The 1,105-nt window shown below is 61.9% G+C and carries 1 protein-coding gene; it reads left to right on the forward strand.

Translation table 11 applies throughout. The annotated features are described in order from the left end of the window. Positions 1-114: 114 nt before the first annotated feature. On the forward strand, positions 115-1,105 hold a 991-nt coding region (locus tag H7E91_RS11450; RefSeq protein WP_182355243.1), incomplete at its 3' end, for an IS481 family transposase.

Consider the following 1,105-nt stretch of genomic DNA (forward strand, 5'->3'; position numbering starts at 1 on the left):
TGTGATGTCCAGGGACGTTGTTATGGGAATCCTGTGTGATCTGTTGAAGGGCGAAGGCCTCCTGTTGTGAAGTGGAGCTGTCTAAGAAACCGCTTCACATACCAGGAGGCCTTCATGGTCCACGCTAATGCCGCACTGACCCCGCGCGCACGTTTAAGGCTTGCGAAACTCATCATCGAGGATCAATGGCCTGTCACCGTTGCCGCGAAGATGTTTATGGTCTCCCCCGTCACGGCCCGTAAATGGGCGGCTCGCTACCGTGATGAGGGCGCGGCCGGGATGACCGACCGGTCAAGTCGTCCCCACTCCATGCCCACCCGCACTCCGCTGCCAGTGGTTAAACGGATCATCGGGCTGCGCTGGAGGGGCCGACACGGTCCAGCCCAGATCGCCTCCGAGCTCGGCATGCCCGCTTCCACCGTTCACGCCGTGTTGGTGCGCGCGGGTCTGAACCGGCTCTCGCGCATTGATCGGGTCACGGGCGAACCGATCCGACGTTACGAGCATCCTCATCCGGGATCCTTGATCCATGTCGATGTGACCAAGTTCGGTCGTATCCCTGACGGGGGTGGACACCGGTTCGTCGGCAGACAGCAGGGACTGATCAATCGAGCGGCGACATCCGATCGCGAGGGCACTCGCACCAAGCGATATCAGCCCCGGCTCGGGGTGGGATACCTACACACCGTCATTGACGACCACTCTCGTGTGGCCTACATCGAGATCTGCGAAGACGAGAAAGCTGCGACCGCGATCGGGGTACTCACTCGCGCGGTGGCGTGGTTTGCCGAGCGGGGCGTCACCGTCGAGAGAGTGCTCTCCGATAACGGTTCCGCCTACCGATCACACGCCTGGCGTGATGCGTGTCGAGACCTGGCGATCGTGCCTAAGCGGACTCGGCCCTATCGGCCGCAGACGAACGGGAAGATCGAACGCTTCCATCGCACCCTTGCCGATGGGTGGGCCTACGCCCGGTTCTACACCTCAGAGACCGAGCGGCGGGACGCGCTTCCCGGATGGCTGCACTTCTATAATCACCACAGGCACCACTCCGCAATCAGGGCCACGCCCATCAGCAGACTGAACAACCTGCCTGGACATCACA

Origin of the sequence: Flaviflexus huanghaiensis (assembly GCF_014118685.1) — a bacterium.
Lineage (GTDB): Bacteria > Actinomycetota > Actinomycetes > Actinomycetales > Actinomycetaceae > Flaviflexus > Flaviflexus huanghaiensis.